Raw genomic sequence first — 17,473 nt, 5'->3', positions numbered from 1 at the left:
GCGGTGGCATGCGCTCAGTGCAGGCGATGGCGCTCGTGGAGAAAGCTCAGCACCGCACGGCGGTAGTGGTTGTACTCGGGGTCGTCGGCGAGGGCGATGCGGTCGCGTGGGCGCGGCAGTTTCACCTCGAGGATTTCGCCGATGGTCGCCGAGGGGCCGTTGGTCATCATCACGATGCGGTCGGAAAGCAGCACGGCTTCGTCGACATCGTGAGTGATCATCATCATGGTGTTGCCCAGGTCCTTCTGGATCTTCATCACCTCGTCCTGCAGGTGCGCGCGGGTCAGTGCATCGAGGGCGCCGAACGGCTCGTCGAGCAGCAGCACCTTGGGCTTCATCGCCAGCGCGCGGGCGATGCCGACGCGCTGTTTCATGCCGCCGGAGATTTCCTGCGGATACTTGTTCAGCGCATGGCCCATGTTCACCAGCGCCAGGTTGTGCTCGATCCAGTCGCGCCGTTCGCGCTTGTTCATGCTGCGCTTGAACAGCTTGTTCACTGCCACTTCGACGTTCTCGTAGACGGTCAGCCAGGGCAGCAGCGAGTGGTTCTGGAACACCATGCTGCGTTCCGGGCCGGGGCCGCGAACTTCCTTGCCGTCGAGGATCACGCCGCCGAGGCTGGGGTCGAGCAGCCCGGCGACGATGTTCAGCACCGTCGACTTGCCGCAGCCGGAGTGGCCGATGATGGAGATGAACTCGCCCTTGGCGATGTTCAGGTTGATGTCCTTGAGCACCTGCGAGGCAAGGTTGCCGCGCACGAAACTCTTGTCCAGGTGTTCGATGGAGAGATAGCTCATGGCGTTGCTCCTCAGTTGGCCGGAATGCCGCGGGTGATGCGCTGGCCGACGAAGGCCACCAGGCGATCGAGCACGAAGCCGACCACGCCGATGTAGACGAGCGCGAGGATGATGTCGCTGATGCGCGAGGCGTTCCACGCATCCCAGATGAAGAAGCCGATGCCGACGCCGCCGATGAGCATCTCCGCGGCGATGATCGCCAGCCACGACAGGCCGACGCCGATACGCAGGCCGGTGAAGATGTAAGGCGCGGCGGCCGGCAGCATGATGGTCTTGAAGTACTCGAAACCGTTGAGCTGCAGCACTTGGGCGACGTTGCGGTAGTCCTGTGGGATGTTGCGGATGCCTACCGCGGTATTGATGATGATCGGCCAGATCGCGGTGATGAAGATGACGAACAGCGCCGAGGGGTGGCTGTCCTGGAAACCCGCCAGCGACAGCGGCAGCCAGGCCAGTGGCGGCACGGTGCGTAGCACCTGGAAGATCGGATCGAGACCGCGCATGGCCCAGTCCGACTGGCCAATCAGCACGCCGAGGCCGACGCCGGCGACCACCGCCAGCATATAGCCCACCGCAACCCGCTGCAGGCTCGCCAGTAGTTGCCAGGCCAGGCCCACGTCATTACCGCCGTTGTCGTAGAACGGATCAATGATCAGCTCCCAGGTTTCCGCGACCACCTGCGAGGGCGGCGGCAGCGCGGCGTCTGCGCCGGAGCAGAGCATCTCCCAGATCAAGCCGAGTACCAGCAAAATCACCAGGGGTGGCACCAGCTGCTGCACCGCATAGCGGCCGCTGCGCCGAGCCAGTGCGGCGAGCCGGGAAGGGCGGACGATCGATACCGGCTCGGCGGTGGCGGGCTGCAGTTTGACGTTGGCATTCATGGGCTTTTCCTCGCGGGTTGCGGTTATCAGGCCATGGCCTTGATGGTCAGGCTGTCCAGGTAGGCTTGCGGGTTCTCGGGGTCGAATACCTTGCCGTCGAAGAACTTCTCCACGCCGCGGGAGGTGGAGGTCGGGATCAGTTCGGCGGGCAGGTTCAGCTCGCCGGCGGCGGCGCGCCAGATGTCTTCGCGGTTGACCTTGGCGATCAGCGTCTGGCTGTCGAAGTCGGCCGGCAGGTAGCCCCAGCGCTTGTTCTCGGTCAGGAACCAGAGGTCGTGGCTCTGGAACGGGTAGGAGGCGTGGTCGTCCCAGTAGCGCATCTGCTCGGGATGGTTCTCGATCACCTTGCCGGTGCCGTAGGCGAAGTTGCCCTTCATGCGGTCGACGATGTCCTTGTAGGGCGCGCCGATCCACTTGCGCTGCGAGCAGATCTTCGCCACTTCTTCCTTGTTCTCCGGTTTCTCGCAGAACTGCTGGGCTTCCATGATCGCCATGGTCAGCGCCTTGGCCGCGTTGGGGTTGGCGGCCACGTAGTCGCTGCGCAGGGCGAAGGCCTTCTCCGGGTGGTTGTGCCACAGCTCGCCGGTGGTGTTGGCGGTGTAGCCGATCTTCTGGTTGATCAGCTGGGCGTTCCACGGCTCGCAGACGCAGAAGGTGTCCATGCTGCCGACCTTCATGTTGGCGACCATCTGCGCCGGCGGCACGACGATGGTGTTGATGTCGGCATTCGGGTCGATGCCACCTGCCGCCAGCCAGTAGCGCATCCACAGGTCATGGGTGCCGCCGGGGAAGGTCATCGCTGCGCTGACTTTCTTGCCGCTGGCCTTCTTCGCTTCCAGTGCGGCCTTGAACGGGGTGCTGTCGAGGCCGATCTTCAGGTCGCGATATTCCTCGCCGACCGAAATGCACTGACCGGACAGGTTCAGCCGCGCGAGGATCGACATGGCCACCGGCTGGTTGTTCGGCGTGACGATGCCGGCGCTGATCAGGTAGGGCATCGGCGTGAGGATGTGCGCGCCGTCGATACCGTTCTTCGCCGAGCCGAGCACCAGGTTGTCGCGGGTGGTGCCCCAGGAGGACTGCTTGAGTACCTCGACCTCGGTCATCCCGTATTTGGCGAAGAAGCCCTTCTCGGCGGCGACGAACAGCGGCGCGGCGTCGGTCAGGGCGATAAAGCCGAGCTTGGCCTTGCTGGTCTCCACATCACCACCTGCAGCCCAGGCGGCCGAACGCATGCCCAGGGACATGCCGCCGAACAGGGCGACGCCGCTGGCGGCAATGATCGAGTGCTTGAGAAAGCTGCGGCGCGAGGCCAGCGTTACGCTGCTGGGCTGGTCGTTGTTCGGCTTTTCGGTCATGGTCGGGTTTTCCTTTGGGCGAAAAAAAACGGCGCCACACCGCCCGGCTGGAGCCGGAGAGCGTGGACACCGTTGTCCTGATGAGGAGTTGTGAAAGCCGAAGGATCCGGCCTTGCCTGAGCTTTGCGAAAGCTGTGCCAGAACTGCTCAGGCGGCGCGGAACGGGTGCTGCCGCGGCATCGAATCGCCGGGAGGTTTCCATCGAATCAAGCACTTGCGGAGGGGCGCAAACAGAGCGCGACCAGTTCCGTGATTGGCTTGATCAAGATGAATTGCGCTTGGCGATCCTGCGGGACTGGCGGCGCATGCACATCCGCGGGGCAGGCATGCTGTGCAGATGGTGCGGCGTGCCTGTTTTCAGTGCCTGGAACGCTGGCCCAGGGTGCGCGCCGGGGCGCGCTCGGCCGCCGGCTGTGCCAGTGACAGCAGGCGCTGGGCGATCTCCTCCAGACGCAGGCCCTGATTCATTGCCGCCTGTCGCAGCCAGCTATAGGCCTCGCCTTCGGAGAAGCCCTGCTGGCGCATGAGCTGCTGCTTGGCCCGCTCCACCTGTTTGCGCTCGTCCAGCGCCTGACGCGCCTCGCGCAATTCTTCATTGAGGCCCTGCAGGCGTACGCTCTGGGTTAGCAAGAGTTCCAGGGTCGAGCGCGCCACCATCGCGGTCATGCCGTCCGGCGGCGGCGCGTCCAGATCGCTGGCCTGCACACTGAACAGCTTGGCCTGCTCGGCGGCGGCGTGCATGTCGGCGATGCCGTCGAGCAGCTTGCGATGGCTCTGCAGGTCCTTGCGGATACGCTCGATGCTGTACCGGCACTGTTGCAACAGATCCTGCTCCAGGCGCGTCTCGACCTGCTTCATCGCGTCGATGCGGTGCGTGTGCAGCTCGAACCAGAGCTCGCACAGCTGCGGTTCGACCGCCGCGCCGGGGCTGGTGCGGCGGGCGATGTCACGCAGGCGGCAGGCGTTGATGTTTGTCTCGCTGGCGCACAGTGCTTGCCATAGCGCCTGCGCTGCCGGGCTGGCGAAGCGGCTGAAGGTGGCGAAGCAGCGCTCCTGGCCTTCGAGCAGGTGCTCCAGGTGCTCCAGCATGTCCGCGCGGAAATAGCCGCTGGCGAAGCCGACCACGCCGAGCGCGCGCTCCTGGCCGGCCAGTTCCTTGCCCTGCATGAAGTTGAACAGTGCCACCAGGCAGCGCGTAATGTGCGGATCGGAGGCTGTGTCGGCGGCCTCGAACACCACGGCCAGCAGCCCGCCGATCAGCCGCACCAGCGTCGCCGTGGCGTCCTGCATGCTGATGGCGTGCTCGCGGATGCGCCGGCGCAGCGCCGGCAGCTCGTCCAGGCTGTGCAGGGCATAGGCGATGCGGGTGAACAGGCGGGTCTTCTCGGCGCTGCTTACGGCGTCCAGATCGATGCGATCCAGATCCAGGCGCACCTCGCGCTCCAGCGCCTCGGCTTCCAGGCTGAGCACGTCCAGCTGCTGGCGCTGATGGGCGGCGTTGCCGCTGAGGTAGATGTTCGAGTAGCCGCGCTCTTTCTGCAGAGTGTGCACCAGCTGGCTAATACGGGTGACCAGTTCGCAGGTGCGCGCCAGGTCTTCCAGGCCGAGCAGTTCGCTGCGCCGGGACGCCAGCATGAAGCGCAGGGTCGCAGGCATTTTCCGTCCGTGCATGGGCGGCACCTCCGCGGGTTGACGCGCAGGTTCCTGCAAGATGCAGTCCAGCACGCCCGGCGCGTATCCGTTCTGCGGCGTTTGCGCCTATAATGTGCCCCTTTTCGCCCACGATCAGCGGAGCTGTTGATGTCCGAACGTACGGCTTACGTAGAGCGCAACACCCTGGAAACCCAGGTCAAGGTCACCATCAATCTGGATGGCACCGGCAAGGCGCGCTTCGCCATCGGCGTGCCCTTCCTGGAGCACATGCTCGACCAGATCGCCCGTCACGGGCTGATCGACCTGGATATCGAGTGCAACGGCGACCTGCACATCGATGACCACCACACCGTCGAGGACGTCGGCATCACCCTCGGCCAGGCCTTCACCAAGGCCATCGGCGACAAGAAGGGCATGACCCGCTACGGGCATTCCTACGTGCCGCTGGACGAGGCGCTGTCGCGCGTGGTGATCGACTTCTCCGGGCGCCCGGGGCTGACCATGAACGTGCCCTACACCCGCGCAGTGGTCGGCAAGTTCGACGTCGACCTGTTCCAGGAATTCTTCCAGGGCTTCGTCAATCACGCCCTGGTGACCCTGCACATCGACAACCTGCGCGGCATCAACACCCACCACCAGATCGAAACCGTGTTCAAGGCCTTCGGCCGCGCGCTGCGCATGGCCGTCGAGCTCGATCCGCGCATGGCCGGGCAGATGCCGTCCACCAAAGGGTGCCTGTAATGCAGACCGTTGCCGTCATCGACTACGGCATGGGCAACCTGCACTCGGTGGCCAAGGCGCTGGAACACGTCGGCGCTGGCCGCGTGCTGATCACCAGCGATGCGCAGGTCATCCGTGAGGCCGACCGCGTGGTGTTTCCCGGCGTCGGCGCGATTCGCGACTGCATGGCCGAGATCCGCCGGCTGGGCTTCGACGAACTGGTTCGTGAAGTCAGCCAAGATCGCCCCTTTCTCGGCATCTGCGTCGGCATGCAGGCGCTGATGGAGCGCAGCGAAGAAAACGACGGCGTCGATTGCATCGGTCTGTTCCCCGGCCAGGTGCGCTTCTTCGGCAAGGACCTGCACGAGGACGGCGAGCACCTGAAGGTGCCGCACATGGGCTGGAACGAGGTCAAGCAGGTGGTCGACCACCCGCTCTGGCACGCGATTCCGGACAATGGGCGCTTCTATTTCGTGCACAGCTACTACATCGAGGCCGGCAATCCGCGCCAGGTGGTCGGTCGCGGCCATTACGGCAACGACTTCGCCGCCGCGCTGGCCGATGGCTCGCGCTTTGCCGTGCAGTTTCACCCGGAGAAGAGCCACACCCACGGCCTGCAGCTGCTGCAGAACTTCGCCGCCTGGGATGGTCGCTGGTAAATGAGCCGGGCCAAGCTCAAGCCGCCGGTCCTGACGCTGGATCCTGCTCAGGAGCAGGCAGCGCAGCAGGTCATCAAGCGCTTTCTGGAAGAGCGGTTCGAACTCGAGCTGGGCTCGTTCGAGGCGCAGGAAGTGCTCGATCTGTTCGCCCGGGAAATCGCGCCGCTGTATTACAACAAGGCGATCTTCGACGTGCAGAGCCACCTGAAGGAACGGTTCGAGAGCATCGAAAGCGACTTGTGGGCGCTCGAGAAGAGCTGACCCTTAACCGACACTTGATTTGAACAGGTTCAAGCCATGCTGATTATCCCCGCTATCGATCTGAAGGACGGCGCCTGCGTGCGTCTGCGCCAGGGCCTGATGGACGATGCCACGGTGTTTTCCGATGACCCGGTGGCGATGGCTGCCAGGTGGGTTGAAGGCGGTTGCCGTCGCCTGCACCTGGTCGACCTCAACGGTGCCTTCGAAGGCCAGCCGGTCAACGGCGAGGTGGTCACCGCCATCGCCAAGCGCTACCCGGACCTGCCGATCCAGATCGGTGGCGGCATCCGCACTCTGGAAACTATCGAGCACTACGTGCGCGCCGGCGTCAGCTACGTGATCATCGGTACCAAGGCGGTCAAAGAGCCGGGGTTCGTCACCGAGGCCTGCCGCGCCTTCCCGGGCAAGGTCATCGTTGGCCTGGATGCGAAGGACGGCTTCGTCGCCACCGATGGCTGGGCCGAAGTCTCCAGCGTGCAGGCCGTCGACCTGGCGCGCCGTTTCGAGGCCGATGGCGTCTCGGCGATCGTCTACACCGACATCGCCAAGGACGGCATGATGCAGGGCTGCAACGTCGAGGCCACCGTTGCCCTGGCCAATGCCAGCCGCATCCCGGTGATCGCTTCCGGCGGCATTCACAACATCGGTGATATCCAGAAGCTGCTCGATACCAACACGCCGGGCATTGTCGGCGCCATCACCGGCCGGGCGATCTACGAAGGCACGCTGGATGTCGCCGAGGCGCAGGCGCTCTGCGACCTGAAGTACAAGGACGAGTGATTCGCTGAACTGCGGTGGATCGGTGAAGCGCGATCCACCCTACACGCTACCTGCAGCTTGAAGCCTGCGGCTTGAATAAGCCGCTTTCGGAGAAAGCCATGGCCCTGGCCAAACGCATCATTCCCTGCCTCGACGTGGACAACGGCCGCGTGGTCAAGGGCGTCCAGTTCGAGAACATCCGCGACGCCGGCGACCCGGTGGAAATCGCCCGCCGCTACGACGAGCAGGGCGCCGACGAGATCACCTTTCTCGACATCACCGCCAGCGTCGACAACCGCGACACCACCCTGCACACCGTCGAGCGCATGGCCAGCCAGGTGTTCATCCCGCTGACCGTCGGCGGTGGCGTGCGCAGCGTGCAGGACATCCGCAACCTGCTCAACGCCGGCGCCGACAAGGTCTCGATCAACACCGCCGCGGTGTTCAACCCGGACTTCGTCGGCGAGGCCGCGGACCGCTTCGGCTCGCAATGCATCGTCGTCGCCATCGATGCGAAGAAGGTGTCCGCGCCGGGCGAGCCGGGTCGCTGGGAAATTTTCACCCATGGCGGGCGCAAGCCCACCGGCCTGGATGCGGTGGCCTGGGCGAAGAAGATGGAAGACCTCGGCGCTGGCGAAATCCTGCTGACCAGCATGGATCAGGACGGCGTGAAGAGCGGCTACGACCTGGGCGTCACCCGGGCCATCAGCGAAGCGCTGTGCATCCCGGTGATCGCCTCCGGTGGCGTCGGCAATCTGCAGCACCTGGCCGATGGCATCCTCGAAGGCAAGGCCGATGCGGTGCTGGCCGCCAGCATCTTCCACTTCGGCGAATACACCATTCCGGAAGCCAAGGCCTATCTGGCTGCCCGCGGCATCGTGATGCGCTGATCGCGTTGCCGGCAGAGCGAAAGGCTTCGCTCTCGAAACATGGACACGTCCGCGGCTGTTGCGGATAAGTACTCAGGGGGTACACACATGCGCAAGACAATCTCTACCATCGCCGCAGCTTTGCTGCTGGGCGCTACGCTGGCGCACGCTCAGGCGCCAGACAAGATCAATCTGCTGACCGAGAATTTCCCGCCCTACAACATGGCGGACGATGGCAAGAACTTCGCGCGTGACGAGCACATCACCGGGATCGCCGCGGACATCGTGCGCGAGATGTTCAAGCGTGCCGGCATCGACTACACCTTGACGCTGCGCTTCCCCTGGGAGCGTATCTACGGCATGGCGCTGGAGCAGCCGAACTACGGGGTTTTCGTCACGGCGCGCCTGCCCGAGCGCGAAGAGCTGTTCAAGTGGGTTGGTCCCATCGGCCCGGACGACTGGGTGTTGCTGGCTCGTGGCGACAGTCCGATCAACCTGACCAGCCTGGATCAGGCGCGCCAGTACAACATCGGCGCCTACAAGGGTGATGCCATTGCCGAGCACCTGGACGGACAGGGGCTGCAGCCGCAGCTCGCCCTGCGCGATCAGGAGAACGTGAAGAAGCTGATCGACGGCAAGATCGACCTGTGGGCCACTGGTGATCCCGCTGGCCGCTACCTCGCCCGCCAGGACGGTGTGACGGGCCTCAAGCGTGTGCTGCGTTTCGACAGTGCCGAACTGTACCTGGCGCTGAACAAGCAGATCGCCGACGAGACGGTGCAGAAGCTGCAAAAAGCGCTCGACCAGATGCGTAGCGAAGGTGTGATCGACGAGATCAACGCGCGCTACCTCTGAGCCTTCCCAGGTCGGCGCATGTTCTGCGCCGACTTTCTCGAGTGATGGCGGTGCGCCAGTAGCGTGCACCGATCCCCCTGCTCGCGCCGTCCTGGCGCATGCACGCTTCCCTGATTCAGCGGGCGCTCAGCCGCTGGCGCCGTGGCGCTTCGCTGGTTCGCATCTTGCTTTGGACAACCTCCGGCTCTGGCTCGCGGAGGGGTGGGCCAGGGAATCGAGAAAAAGGGAGCGATCCATGTTCAAGCGAATCATTGCCGTCGTCTTGCTGCTGCTCTGCGCTCATGCGCACGCCGCGCTGCCTGACGACTACCGAGTCGTGCTGCTGACCGAGAATTTTCCACCATTCAACATGGCCGAGGACGGCAGGAACTACGCCGCCGACGCGCGCATCCACGGCATCAACGCCGACATCGTGCGCGAGATGTTCCGCCGCGCGAATATCCGCTACGAGCTGACCCTGCGCTTTCCCTGGGATCGCATCTACAAGCAGGTGCTCGAACAGCCGGATCAGGGGCTGTTCTCCACCACCTTCACGGCCGAGCGCGAGCAGCAATTCAAATGGGTCGGCCCGTTGGCGAGCATCAGCTGGGTGCTGCTGGCGCCCGCCGACAGTCCTCTGCGCTTGACCGGACTGGAGCAGGCACGCGACCTGCGCATCGGTGCCTACAAGAACGATGCGGTCAGCCAGCATCTGGAGGGCAAGGGCCTGGCGCCGATCAACTCGCTGCGTGATCAGGAGAACATCGGCAAGCTGCTCAAGGGTCAGATCGACGTCTGGGCCACCGCCGATCCGGTCGGACCCTACCTGGCCAAGCAGGAAGGTGTGACCGGCCTGAAACCGGTGCTGCGTTTCAATGAAGCGCGGCTGTTCCTCGCGCTCAACCGGGCGACACCGGACGAGGTGGTTGAGCGTCTGCAGCGGGCGCTGGATGCGATGCGTGCCGACGGCACGGTGGATGCGATGCTGCGCCGCTATCTCTGAAGCTCAGCGGTAGACGCCGCCACGACCATGGGCGGCCATCGCGCGGTTGCTGCGGGTGGCGATCATCTGCCCGACATCGACCCATTCGATGCCCTGCGCGGAGAGTCGCGGCAGTTCGCGTTCGAGCACGGCCAGCGTGCTCTCGTGGGGATGACCGATGATGACGACCGAGCCTTGCTTGCGCGCCAGCGCGACTGCCGCGTGAAAGCGTTCGGCTACCGCGGACGGTGAAGGATCGTCATCGAGAAAGATGTCCCGAGACAGGCTGGCCAGTGCCGTGCGTTGGGCGCTGGCGGCGGCCACGGTGCGCGGGCTGGTGCGGCTGTCGAGAAAGAACAGGTGGCGGCGCTGCAGTTCGCCCATCAGCCAGGTCATGGCCTGTATCTGATCGGTCATGGCGCTGCCCATGTGGTTGTTCAGCCCGCTGGCATGCGGTACCGCCGCAAGCGCTGCGTCGAGACGGCGCGCCAGTTCGTCATGAGGTAGTTGGGGATGCCAGGCGAAACGGCCTTGGGCAGGCGCCATCGGCATGTGCAGCATGACCGTTTTGCCGGCGCGATGGGCCTGCTCGGCAAGGTCGGCTGCATGGCGGGTATCGGGAAGGATCGCCAGCGCGACCGGCCCCGGCAGTTGCAGCACGCGGCGGTCGCGTGCCGGGTTCTGCCCGAGGTCGTCGATTATCAGGGTCAACCGCGGTCGCGGGACATGGTCCGGCGTGGCTGCGGGCTCGCTGGCATACAGCGCCTGGCTGGCGAGCAACACCAGCAGCGCCAGCCCTGCTACCCAGCCTGACATCTTCACTGGCCGCGGGTGAGGTTCAATCCCTTGAGCAGATTCAGGGCCTGACCGAGCTGGTAGTCATCGTCCTGCGGCCGCGGCGAGTCGCTGGCGATCTGGGTGGCGGTGGGACGGTCAGGACCGCCGTTGCCGTTGCCCAGGTGGCCAGCAAGATCGGCCTCGCGGAAGCCGTCGGCGGCCTGCTCGCGGGTCAGCTTGGCACGCTCGACCTTGATGTCCGGCTCAATGCCCTGGGCCTGGATCGAGCGGCCGTTGGGGGTGTAGTACAGCGCGGTAGTCAGCTTCAGTGCACGATCGTTGTTCAGCGGCAGCACGGTCTGTACCGAGCCCTTGCCGAAGCTGTCGGTGCCCATCACCACACCGCGCTTGTGATCCTGCAGCGCGCCAGCGACGATCTCCGAGGCCGAAGCGCTGCCGCCGTTGATCAGCACCACCAGCGGTACGCCTTCGCTGGCATCGGCCGGGTCGGCGTTGAAGCGCAGCTCGGAATTGGCGATGCGACCCTCGGTGTAGACGATCAGGCCCTTGGTCAGGAAGTGGTCGGAAATCTCGACAGCCGCCTGCAGCACGCCACCGGGGTTGTTGCGCAGGTCGAGGACCAGGCCGTTGAGCTTCTTGCCGTCGTTGTCCTTCTTCAGCTTCGCCAGCGCCTTGCCCACTTCCTCGCCGGAGTTGACTTGGAACTGAGTGACGCGCAGGTAGCCGTAGCCCGGCTCCAGGATCTGACTGCGGACGCTGCGCACCTTGATGACCGCGCGGGTCAGCTTCACGTCGAACGGCTGGCCGCCTTCGCGCACCAGCGTCAGGCTGATGCTGCTGCCCGGCTTGCCGCGCATCTTGCCGATGGCGTCCATCATCGACAGCCCCTTGGTCGGCTGGCCGTCGATCTTGACGATCAGGTCGCCGGCTTCGATGCCGGCCTTGGACGCCGGGGTATCGTCGATCGGCGAAACGACCTTGATGAAGCCGTCTTCCATGCCGACTTCGATGCCGAGACCACCGAATTCGCCGCTGGTGCTTTCCTGCAGCTCGGCGAACGCTTCGGGCTCGAGATAGGCGGAATGAGGATCGAGATTGCTGAGCATGCCTTTGATGGCATTTTCCAGCAGGGTCTTGTCATCGACTGGTTCGACATAGGCAGCCTTGATGCGATCCAGTACCTCGGCAAAGGTGCGCAGTTCCTCCAGCGGCAGCGGGGCTTTGGCACTGGCACTTGGCGCCGCGGCCTCCTCCATGGGCTGCTGGGCCCATGCGCCGCCCTGCATCCCCAGCAATACGGCCAGGGCGAGCGTGGATGGGCGGGCGAAACGGCGCAGGTGCAACATGTCGAACTCCAATTATGAGAGGGCGCGCTTGGTGGTGCGGGCGGCTCGGCAGGACCGAACGCCGCTGATCGCTAACCTTGCGCGCGGCACCATTGGGCAGGATCGCTGGGGCGCCCCTGCTGGCGAATGGCGAAATACAGTGCGGCAGTTTCCTGGCCGCCGCTGGTGCCTACCGTGGCAATTGCGTCGCCGGCCTTGACGATATCGCCGGCGTCGCGCAGCAGGCTCTGGTTGTGGCCATACAGGCTCAGATAACCATTGCCATGGTCGAGGATTACCAGCAGTCCAGCGCCGCGCAGCCAGTCGGCGAACACTACGCGTCCGCCATGGACGGCGCGGACCTGAGTACCGACGCTGGCGCCGATCAGTACGCCGTCCCACTTGGTTCGAGCGTCGCCGCCGCGCGGAGTGCCATAGCGGGCGACGAGACGTCCATCCACCGGCCATGGCAGCTTGCCCTTGGCCTTGGCGAACGGGCCGCCGAAGTTGCCGCCGGCACTGGAAACCAATGGGCCGCTCGGCGCAGTGCTGGCGCCGGGCCGGGATTGTTGTTGCTCCTGACGCTGGCGCTCGGCAAGCAGTTCGCGTTGCCGGGCTTCCTCGGCTTCGCGAGCCTGGCGCGCCAGAGTTTCCTCGATGGTCTTGAGTACCCGTTCGAACTGGGCCTGCTCCTGACGGCGGGCCTGCAGCTTCTGTTCGCGGCTGGACAGGTCGCTGTTGAGCTTGGCCAGCGTTTGCTGGCGCTCCTTGCGCACCTCGGCGAGCTGCTCGCGCCGCTCCAGCAGGCCGTCCTTCTTTTCCGCCAGAAGGTTCTGCTGCGCTTCGATGTCAGTCTCGACTCCGGCCAGTTGGCGCAGGGTCTCGTTGAAGCTGTCGAGCTGTTCGAGGCGCGCCTTGTTCAGGTAGTCGTAATAGGTGATGGTGCGGCTGAATTTTTCCGGGTTCTGCTGGTTGAGCAGCAGCTTGAGGTATTCCTGCCTCCCATTCTGATAGGCGGCGCGGGCCTGCAGCCCGATCAGGCGCTGCTGCTCCAGGCGTGCGCCTTCGAGGGTGGTTTTCTCCTCGTTCAGGCGTTCCAGCTCGGCCTCGCTGCGGTCGATCTCCTGCTGCAGGGTGTCGACCTGCTTTTCCAGCTGACCCATCTCGCTTTCGGTGGTCTTCAGCTGCTTCTGAACGCCGGATTTCTCCTGCTCGATCTGCTTGAGCAGTTTCTGCAGTTCGGCAATGTCCTGGCGAGCGGCTTCGATCTGCTGCCGCGCTGCGGCACGTTCGTCCGCCACGGCGGGGCCGAGCAGGCAGAGGAAGGCGAGGGCGAGAAAGGTACGAGGCATTGGAGGGCGTCAACCGAGCGTTATGACCGACGTAGTATGCCTAAAAAGCAAGCTGGAAGCTTGAAGCCTGTAGCGGGAAACGGCGGCTGGCGCCAGCCGCTTCCCGCCCGGCTCGATCAGCTCAGCTCGACGATCGAGCGACCGGTCATCTCCGGCGGTACCGGCATGCCGAGCAGGGTCAGCATGGTTGGCGCGACATCGGCCAGCACGCCGCCTTCGCGGATCGAGACGTTGCGCTTGCCTATATAGATGAAAGGCACTGGCTCACAGGTATGCGCGGTGTGCGCCTGGCCGGTCATGACGTCTTCCATCTGTTCGACGTTGCCGTGGTCGGCGGTCAGCAGCGCTTCGCCACCGACCTTGTCCAGCGCCTCGACGATCCGCCCGACGCAGCTGTCCAGGCATTCCACCGCCTTGACCGCGGCATCGAACACGCCGGTATGACCGACCATGTCGCCGTTGGCGTAGTTGACCACGATAACGTCGTAGCGCTGGTTTTCGATGGCATCGACGATACGATCGGTGACCTCGGGCGCGCTCATCTCGGGTTTCAGGTCGTAGGTGGCGACCTGAGGCGAGGGGATCAGAATGCGCTCTTCGCCGGGGAAGGGCTCTTCGCGGCCGCCGGAGAAGAAGAAAGTGACGTGGGCGTATTTCTCGGTTTCGGCGATGCGCAGCTGGGTCTTGCCGTTGTTGGCCAGGTACTCGCCGAGCACGTTGGTCAGCGCTTCCGGGGCGAAGGCTGCCGGCGCGGGAATGCTCGCGGCGTACTGGGTGAGCATGACGAACTCGGCCAGTTGCGGCACCCGGGCGCGTTCGAATTCATTGAAGCCGGGTTCGACGAAGCAGCGGGTCAGCTCGCGGGCGCGGTCGGCACGGAAGTTCATGAACACCACGGCGTCGCCATCCTCGACGCGCACCGGTTCGCCGATGGTGGTCGCCTTGACGAATTCGTCGCTTTCGCCACGCTCGTAGGCGGCGATCAGGCCATCCACGGCGTAGTCGGAGCGGTACTCCGCCTTGCCGTCGACGATCAGCTCGTAGGCCTGCTGTACGCGGTCCCAGCGGTTGTCGCGGTCCATGGCGAAGTAGCGGCCGATCAGGCTGGCGATACGCCCCTTGCCCAGGCGCGTGAAGGTAGCCTGGAGCAGTTCGATGGAGTGCTGTGCGCTCTTCGGCGGGGTGTCGCGGCCGTCGAGGAAGGCATGCAGGTAGATCTTTTCGGCGCCGCGCTGGGCCGCCAGCTCGGCCATGGCGACCAGATGATCCTGATGGCTGTGCACGCCACCGTCGGAGAGCAGGCCGAGGATGTGCACCGCCTTGCCGGCCCCCGCGGCCTTGTCGACGGCGGCACAGATGGTGGGGTTCGCGAAGAACTCGCCATCACGGATCGCCTTGGTCACCCGGGTGAAGTCCTGGTACACCACGCGCCCGGCACCCAGGTTCATGTGGCCGACCTCTGAGTTGCCCATCTGCCCGTCCGGCAGACCGACATCCATGCCGCTGCCAGAGATCAATCCGTGCGGCTGGCTGGCCAGCAGGCGATCATAGACCGGCTTGCGGGCGGCGTGGATGGCGTTGAAGTCCGGGCTGTCGCTGTGCCCGAAGCCATCGAGAATGATCAGTACCAGGGGTTTGGGCGCGGCGGTGGGGGCGACGGACATGCTTTCGGGCTCCTTGCACGGGGGCGGAAAAGGGCAGCCAGTCTACTGGCTGGCCGGGGCGAGGTCACGAATCATCAGGGTTCAGCCGGTAGGAGGGGCTGTGTATACTGGCCCGCATTTTATCGTCCGGGTACCCGTTGATGCTCGCTAACCTGATTGAATTTGTCTCTAACCACTATGTACTCAGCAGCCTGTTCGTGGTGCTGTTGATCCTTCTGTTCATCACCGAGACCCGCAAGGGTGGCAAGAGCCTGAGCAATCGCGAACTGACGGCACTGGTCAACAGTGGCGAGGGCGTGGTGTTGGACGTGCGCGTCAAGAAGGAGTTCGACGCGGGTCATATCGTCGATGCATTGAACATTCCCTACGAGAAGCTGGTCAGCCGCACAGGCGAGCTGGAAAAGCACAAGGCCAAGACCATCATCGTGGTCGACGCCATGGGGCAGCACGCCGGAACGGCCTGCCGTGAGCTGCAGAAGGCAGGCTTCACCGCCGCCAAGTTGTCGGGAGGGATTTCCAGCTGGCGCGGCGACAATCTGCCAGTGGTCAAGTAATCATGCCCAACGTCGTCATCTATACCACCGCCTGGTGCCCGTTCTGTATCCGCGCCAAGGCGCTGCTCGATCGCAAGGGTGTCGCCTACGAGGAAATTTCCGTGGATGGCAACCCGTCCCTGCGCGCCGAGATGGCCAGCAAGGCCGGACGCACCTCGGTGCCGCAGATATGGATCGGCGACAAGCACGTCGGCGGCTGCGATGAGCTGCACGCTCTGGAGCGCGCTGGACGTCTCGACCCGTTGCTGCAGGCTTGAGGCCGGCAACGCGGGTCTGCGAACAATTCAAACGACACGCACAACTGGATAGAAGGTTGCAGAAATGACCGAACAAGCTAACAACGGCGGCGCAGCGTCGCAGAACGAACAGGGCGCGCAGTTCTCTCTGCAGCGCATCTACGTCCGCGACCTGTCCTTCGAAGCGCCGAAGAGCCCGGAAATTTTCCGTCAGGAATGGAATCCGAGTGTCGCGCTGGACCTGAACACCAAGCAGAAGGCGCTTGAGGGCGACTTCCATGAAGTCGTGCTGACCCTTTCGGTCACCGTGAAGACCGGCGAAGAAGTTGCGTTCATTGCCGAAGTGCAGCAGGCCGGGATCTTCCTGATCAAGGGTCTGGAAGCGGCTGCGATGAGCCACACCCTTGGCGCGTTCTGCCCGAACATCCTCTTCCCGTACGCCCGTGAGGCGCTGGACAGCCTGGTGACCCGCGGTTCGTTCCCGGCGCTGATGCTGGCTCCGGTGAACTTCGACGCACTCTACGCCCAGGAAATGGCGCGCATGCAGAGCGCCGGCGAAGCCCCCAGCACCGCCCACTGATCCATGCGGGTCATGCAGGAAGCGTCCGACGCTTCCTGCATTTCCTTCTGCGCATCAGCGCACCTGCACCACCAGCTTGCCGACCGCCTTGCGCTGCCCCAGCGTGGCGATAGCCTGGCCAGCCTCTTCCAGCGCAAAGCGTTGCGATACCAGCGGCTTGAGCTTGCCTTCTGCATGCCAGGCGAACAGCTGACGGAAATTCGCGGCGTTGTCCTGCGGTTGACGCTGGGCGAAGGAGCCCCAGAACACGCCGATCAGTGCGGCACCCTTGAGCAGCGGCAGGTTGGCCGGCAACGCCGGAATGTCGCCACCGGCGGCGAAACCCACCACCAGCATGCGGCCGTTCCAGGCGATGCTGCGGAAGGCTTCCTCGAACAGCTTGCCGCCCACCGGATCGTAGATGACATCCACACCCTGGCCGCCGGTGAGTTCCTTCAGGCGCTCCTTCAGGCTGACTTCGCTGTAGTTGATCAGTTCGTCGGCGCCGGCATTCTTCGCCACCTCCAGCTTTTCGGCGCTGGAGGCGGCGGCGATGACTCGCGCGCCCATGGCCTTGCCGATCTCCACGGCAGCCAGGCCGACGCCTCCGGAGGCACCGAGCACCAGCAAGGTCTCGCCGGGTTGCAGATTGGCGCGCTGCTTGAGCGCATGCATCGAGGTGCCATAGGTCATGCTGAAGGCGGCAGCGGTCTCGAAGTCCATGCTCGGCGGGATTGGCAGTGCGTTGGTACCGGCCACGGCAACCTGTTCGGCAAAGCTGCCCCAGCCGGTGAGCGCCATGACCCGGTCGCCGACCTTGAGGTGGCTGACCTTCTCTCCGACTGCGGCAATCACGCCGGCCGCCTCGCCGCCGGGCGAGAACGGGAACGGCGGCTTGAACTGATACTTGCCCTCGATCATCAGCGTGTCAGGGAAATTCACCCCGGCGGCATGCACGTCGAGCAGGATCTCGCTCGGCTTGATCTGAGGGGAGGGGGCATCTTCGACAACCAGGCTTTCGGGCGGGCCGAAGCTTTTGCACAGGACGGCTTTCATCGCTTTTCCTTGTTCGACTGGTCGGACGCTTGCCGTCCGACATGGGATGGCTCGACTGCTCAGGACTTTCCAGTCTAGGAGCGCTGCGTGGCGAGGCAATCAGCATCGTTCACTGTAATGGCGGCGTATAAGTGGCAGGCGGTTGCGCGATAGGCT

Annotated in this window: 19 protein-coding genes; 10 read left to right on the top strand and 9 right to left on the bottom strand. The window is 64.5% G+C overall.

What is annotated here, in order from left to right; genetic code table 11:
* Positions 1 to 14: 14 nt before the first annotated feature.
* The 4 genes from F753_RS27885 to F753_RS27870 form a co-directional block, all read right to left on the bottom strand.
* Positions 15 to 797, bottom strand: coding sequence for an ABC transporter ATP-binding protein (locus F753_RS27885; protein ID WP_023444028.1), 783 nt, complete (start codon positions 795 to 797; stop codon positions 15 to 17).
* 11 nt (positions 798 to 808) lie between these two features.
* The gene (ntrB, locus tag F753_RS27880; RefSeq protein ID WP_023444027.1) at positions 809 to 1,678 is read right to left on the bottom strand and encodes a nitrate ABC transporter permease; all 870 of its coding nucleotides are present in this window, start codon (positions 1,676 to 1,678) and stop codon (positions 809 to 811) included.
* Between the two features lie 26 nt (positions 1,679 to 1,704).
* Positions 1,705 to 3,036, bottom strand: a complete 1,332-nt coding sequence (locus tag F753_RS27875) for a CmpA/NrtA family ABC transporter substrate-binding protein (RefSeq protein WP_023444026.1) — start codon at positions 3,034 to 3,036, stop codon at positions 1,705 to 1,707.
* 357 nt (positions 3,037 to 3,393) lie between these two features.
* On the bottom strand, positions 3,394 to 4,707 hold the full coding sequence (locus F753_RS27870; RefSeq protein WP_031297173.1) for a nitrate regulatory protein: 1,314 nt from the start codon (positions 4,705 to 4,707) through the stop codon (positions 3,394 to 3,396).
* A 129-nt stretch (positions 4,708 to 4,836) separates the two neighbouring features.
* On the opposite strand from F753_RS27870, the gene hisB reads away from it, so the two are divergent.
* The 7 genes from hisB (at position 4,837) to F753_RS27835 (ending at position 9,794) form a co-directional block, all read left to right on the top strand.
* Positions 4,837 to 5,430 carry an imidazoleglycerol-phosphate dehydratase HisB gene (hisB, locus tag F753_RS27865; RefSeq protein WP_003282885.1) on the top strand — a complete coding sequence of 198 codons (594 nt, stop codon included), beginning with the start codon at positions 4,837 to 4,839 and terminating at the stop codon, positions 5,428 to 5,430.
* Complete coding sequence (gene hisH, locus F753_RS27860; protein WP_003282884.1) at positions 5,430 to 6,068, top strand: imidazole glycerol phosphate synthase subunit HisH; 639 nt, start codon at positions 5,430 to 5,432, stop codon at positions 6,066 to 6,068. Before hisB ends, hisH begins: the two co-directional genes overlap by 1 nt.
* Positions 6,069 to 6,329: a DUF2164 domain-containing protein gene (locus tag F753_RS27855; RefSeq protein WP_023444024.1), complete on the top strand. Its 261-nt coding sequence runs from the start codon at positions 6,069 to 6,071 to the stop codon at positions 6,327 to 6,329.
* A gap of 36 nt (positions 6,330 to 6,365) precedes the next feature.
* Entirely contained in the window at positions 6,366 to 7,109 is a 744-nt protein-coding gene (hisA, locus tag F753_RS27850) for a 1-(5-phosphoribosyl)-5-[(5-phosphoribosylamino)methylideneamino]imidazole-4-carboxamide isomerase (protein WP_023444023.1), read from the top strand.
* A 98-nt stretch (positions 7,110 to 7,207) separates the two neighbouring features.
* Positions 7,208 to 7,978 (top strand): imidazole glycerol phosphate synthase subunit HisF, encoded by a 771-nt coding sequence (hisF, locus tag F753_RS27845; protein ID WP_014818634.1) that lies wholly within the window; start codon positions 7,208 to 7,210, stop codon positions 7,976 to 7,978.
* Positions 7,979 to 8,065: 87 nt separating this feature from the next.
* Positions 8,066 to 8,812 carry a substrate-binding periplasmic protein gene (locus F753_RS27840; RefSeq protein ID WP_023444022.1) on the top strand — a complete coding sequence of 249 codons (747 nt, stop codon included), beginning with the start codon at positions 8,066 to 8,068 and terminating at the stop codon, positions 8,810 to 8,812.
* Between the two features lie 235 nt (positions 8,813 to 9,047).
* Positions 9,048 to 9,794: a substrate-binding periplasmic protein gene (locus F753_RS27835; protein WP_023444021.1), complete on the top strand. Its 747-nt coding sequence runs from the start codon at positions 9,048 to 9,050 to the stop codon at positions 9,792 to 9,794.
* Positions 9,795 to 9,797: 3 nt separating this feature from the next.
* On the opposite strand, the gene F753_RS27830 is transcribed toward F753_RS27835, so the two are convergent.
* The 4 genes from F753_RS27830 to gpmI all read right to left on the bottom strand — a co-directional run bounded on the left by F753_RS27830 (position 9,798) and on the right by gpmI (position 14,912).
* Positions 9,798 to 10,589, bottom strand: a complete 792-nt coding sequence (locus F753_RS27830) for a divergent polysaccharide deacetylase family protein (RefSeq protein WP_023444020.1) — start codon at positions 10,587 to 10,589, stop codon at positions 9,798 to 9,800.
* Between the two features lie 2 nt (positions 10,590 to 10,591).
* The gene (locus tag F753_RS27825; RefSeq protein ID WP_014818638.1) at positions 10,592 to 11,917 is read right to left on the bottom strand and encodes a S41 family peptidase; all 1,326 of its coding nucleotides are present in this window, start codon (positions 11,915 to 11,917) and stop codon (positions 10,592 to 10,594) included.
* 71 nt (positions 11,918 to 11,988) lie between these two features.
* Positions 11,989 to 13,248 (bottom strand): murein hydrolase activator EnvC family protein, encoded by a 1,260-nt coding sequence (locus tag F753_RS27820; protein ID WP_023444019.1) that lies wholly within the window; start codon positions 13,246 to 13,248, stop codon positions 11,989 to 11,991.
* A gap of 116 nt (positions 13,249 to 13,364) precedes the next feature.
* The gene (gene gpmI, locus F753_RS27815; protein WP_023444018.1) at positions 13,365 to 14,912 is read right to left on the bottom strand and encodes a 2,3-bisphosphoglycerate-independent phosphoglycerate mutase; all 1,548 of its coding nucleotides are present in this window, start codon (positions 14,910 to 14,912) and stop codon (positions 13,365 to 13,367) included.
* 140 nt (positions 14,913 to 15,052) lie between these two features.
* Between gpmI and F753_RS27810 the strand changes: the two genes are divergently transcribed.
* The 3 genes from F753_RS27810 (at position 15,053) to secB (ending at position 16,282) form a co-directional block, all read left to right on the top strand.
* Positions 15,053 to 15,466, top strand: a complete 414-nt coding sequence (locus F753_RS27810; RefSeq protein WP_014818641.1) for a rhodanese-like domain-containing protein — start codon at positions 15,053 to 15,055, stop codon at positions 15,464 to 15,466.
* Between the two features lie 2 nt (positions 15,467 to 15,468).
* Entirely contained in the window at positions 15,469 to 15,723 is a 255-nt protein-coding gene (gene grxC, locus F753_RS27805; RefSeq protein ID WP_023444017.1) for a glutaredoxin 3, read from the top strand.
* A 64-nt stretch (positions 15,724 to 15,787) separates the two neighbouring features.
* On the top strand, positions 15,788 to 16,282 hold the full coding sequence (gene secB, locus F753_RS27800; RefSeq protein ID WP_014818643.1) for a protein-export chaperone SecB: 495 nt from the start codon (positions 15,788 to 15,790) through the stop codon (positions 16,280 to 16,282).
* A 54-nt stretch (positions 16,283 to 16,336) separates the two neighbouring features.
* Here the strand turns inward: secB and F753_RS27795 are convergent, their stop codons facing one another.
* The gene (locus F753_RS27795; protein WP_023444016.1) at positions 16,337 to 17,317 is read right to left on the bottom strand and encodes an NADPH:quinone oxidoreductase family protein; all 981 of its coding nucleotides are present in this window, start codon (positions 17,315 to 17,317) and stop codon (positions 16,337 to 16,339) included.
* Positions 17,318 to 17,473: the final 156 nt, after the last annotated feature.

It is taken from the genome of Stutzerimonas chloritidismutans AW-1 (assembly GCF_000495915.1).
In the GTDB taxonomy this organism is placed as follows: Bacteria; Pseudomonadota; Gammaproteobacteria; order Pseudomonadales; family Pseudomonadaceae; genus Stutzerimonas; species Stutzerimonas chloritidismutans.
Note: the sequence above shows the minus strand (reverse complement) of the source record. Positions and strands in the feature narration are given on the sequence as shown.

Bases quoted from the DNA above. Each gene is read 5' to 3' on its own strand.
- F753_RS27885 (WP_023444028.1), bottom strand. From the start codon at position 797: ATGAGCTATCTCTCCATCGAACACCTGGACAAGAGTTTCGTGCGCGGC.
- hisF (WP_014818634.1), top strand. From the start codon at position 7,208: ATGGCCCTGGCCAAACGCATCATTCCCTGCCTCGACGTGGACAACGGC.
- F753_RS27810 (WP_014818641.1), top strand. From the start codon at position 15,053: ATGCTCGCTAACCTGATTGAATTTGTCTCTAACCACTATGTACTCAGC.
- F753_RS27820 (WP_023444019.1), bottom strand. From the start codon at position 13,248: ATGCCTCGTACCTTTCTCGCCCTCGCCTTCCTCTGCCTGCTCGGCCCC.
- hisH (WP_003282884.1), top strand. From the start codon at position 5,430: ATGCAGACCGTTGCCGTCATCGACTACGGCATGGGCAACCTGCACTCG.
- F753_RS27875 (WP_023444026.1), bottom strand. From the start codon at position 3,036: ATGACCGAAAAGCCGAACAACGACCAGCCCAGCAGCGTAACGCTGGCC.
- F753_RS27795 (WP_023444016.1), bottom strand. From the start codon at position 17,317: ATGAAAGCCGTCCTGTGCAAAAGCTTCGGCCCGCCCGAAAGCCTGGTT.
- F753_RS27830 (WP_023444020.1), bottom strand. From the start codon at position 10,589: ATGTCAGGCTGGGTAGCAGGGCTGGCGCTGCTGGTGTTGCTCGCCAGC.
- F753_RS27840 (WP_023444022.1), top strand. From the start codon at position 8,066: ATGCGCAAGACAATCTCTACCATCGCCGCAGCTTTGCTGCTGGGCGCT.
- F753_RS27825 (WP_014818638.1), bottom strand. From the start codon at position 11,917: ATGTTGCACCTGCGCCGTTTCGCCCGCCCATCCACGCTCGCCCTGGCC.
- gpmI (WP_023444018.1), bottom strand. From the start codon at position 14,912: ATGTCCGTCGCCCCCACCGCCGCGCCCAAACCCCTGGTACTGATCATT.
- F753_RS27870 (WP_031297173.1), bottom strand. From the start codon at position 4,707: ATGCACGGACGGAAAATGCCTGCGACCCTGCGCTTCATGCTGGCGTCC.
- hisB (WP_003282885.1), top strand. From the start codon at position 4,837: ATGTCCGAACGTACGGCTTACGTAGAGCGCAACACCCTGGAAACCCAG.
- secB (WP_014818643.1), top strand. From the start codon at position 15,788: ATGACCGAACAAGCTAACAACGGCGGCGCAGCGTCGCAGAACGAACAG.
- ntrB (WP_023444027.1), bottom strand. From the start codon at position 1,678: ATGAATGCCAACGTCAAACTGCAGCCCGCCACCGCCGAGCCGGTATCG.
- hisA (WP_023444023.1), top strand. From the start codon at position 6,366: ATGCTGATTATCCCCGCTATCGATCTGAAGGACGGCGCCTGCGTGCGT.
- grxC (WP_023444017.1), top strand. From the start codon at position 15,469: ATGCCCAACGTCGTCATCTATACCACCGCCTGGTGCCCGTTCTGTATC.
- F753_RS27855 (WP_023444024.1), top strand. From the start codon at position 6,069: ATGAGCCGGGCCAAGCTCAAGCCGCCGGTCCTGACGCTGGATCCTGCT.
- F753_RS27835 (WP_023444021.1), top strand. From the start codon at position 9,048: ATGTTCAAGCGAATCATTGCCGTCGTCTTGCTGCTGCTCTGCGCTCAT.